This is a genomic window from Bacillus sp. JJ722, assembly GCF_036963345.1.
Classification (GTDB): Bacteria; Bacillota; Bacilli; order Bacillales; family DSM-1321; genus Bacillus_AD.
In genome coordinates, this window is the sequence record NZ_JBALMO010000326.1 from 1 (window position 1) to 1372 (window position 1372).

Sequence of the window (1372 nt, forward strand, 5' to 3'; positions counted from 1 at the left end):
ATAATTTGCTTTTTTATTGTTTTTGTACAACCGACAAGATTAGCAAATATCGGTAATTCGGTTGGGGATTATATAACATTTCTTCTGACAGGTATAGGTATGTTACTATCTATAATAGGAATACTGAGGGAAACGGAGAAAAAGGTAATTCCTGTTATATCTTTAATCCTCTCTTCATCTGAAATTATATTTTGGATAATAATTCTTATCTTACTGTTTACTGGTCAAATCGGATTTGCTCCGTAGTGTGCAAAATACCTTTTGAACCTAAAAGGTGTTTTAAAGGAATAAGGAAATACAGCCGTTTCATAAAGAAATGGTTGTTTTTTTATAACCCGTGTAGGAAATTAACGGTAATAACCAAAATCGCAAAACGGCTAAAAATCCACATCTCTAGCAAAGTATATCCCTCCACCATCATTTGAAAATATTTTGCCCACTTACCTAGTTCGCAGAAGCAACAATCTATGCGAAAAGAGCCATTATTTTTTAAAAACGACGTGGAAATTGTTTTACGATGGCATCACTTATTTCATCAGCCATTTGTAAAGCTTCTTTTTCAATTTTATCATATAATTCTATCCCAGTTTTATAATCCTTAGTAATCATCGCAACTGCTTCAGCTTTCGTTAAAGCTAAGTGTTCATAAAACATTTGTCTAAATGCTTCTTTTGACAATTTAGGGTTTAGATCACTTAAAAACTGTACAATTTCATCACCATTTGCATACCATTTTTTCTCTATTCTTTCTACAGCTTGAGCATCTCCCGCCATCGCTGCCTTCACTAGATCTGCGGCAATGAGTAAGTGATCCTTAATTAAGTCACTATACTTGCTTGCATTCCGTTTACCATAATATGGTCTTAGCGAATTTCCCATGTCTGGAGCATTACGAAGTAGTCGGGGAAGAACAAAATTAACATCGGGCAAGTTGAAAACTAAACTCATAATTGCCATTCGCGTCCATTCTACATGTTGTTCCCAAAGTGAACGCATTTCACTTCTTAGTCGATACTCATTTTCACTCATACATTTTACATTACGTACACCATTGGGAATGTTTAATATTTGTCCCACGAACAACCCTGTTGAAGATATTCTTGGATTTACTTCTATGATCTCATCCATTGATATATTAAATCTTTGAGCTATTAATGGGATGTTATCCCATGGTTGAATTACATATTGAGTTACATCAGAGAATTCAGATTGCAAATGATACCACCTCATTCATTAAAATTGACGGATGCTTCACTCTATTCTTTTTATTAAAAATAGGTGAATGTACATTATGGGAAACTGGAATAAATGTTGCAAATCACCTAACTGCTAATATTTTTAAAATTCTATTGGGTATTTGGAACATAGTTTT

General features: G+C 33.6%; 2 protein-coding genes. One reads left to right on the forward strand and one right to left on the reverse strand.

Annotation, left to right across the window (positions count from 1 at the left end; all coding sequences use genetic code 11):
• On the forward strand, nt 1-246 hold a 246-nt coding region (locus V7014_RS25205; protein ID WP_335511539.1), incomplete at its 5' end, for a hypothetical protein.
• 243 nt (nt 247-489) lie between these two features.
• On the opposite strand, the gene V7014_RS25210 is transcribed toward V7014_RS25205, so the two are convergent.
• Nucleotides 490-1215, reverse strand: a complete 726-nt coding sequence (locus V7014_RS25210) for a LysM peptidoglycan-binding domain-containing protein (protein WP_335511541.1) — start codon at nt 1213-1215, stop codon at nt 490-492.
• Nucleotides 1216-1372 lie beyond the last annotated feature (157 nt).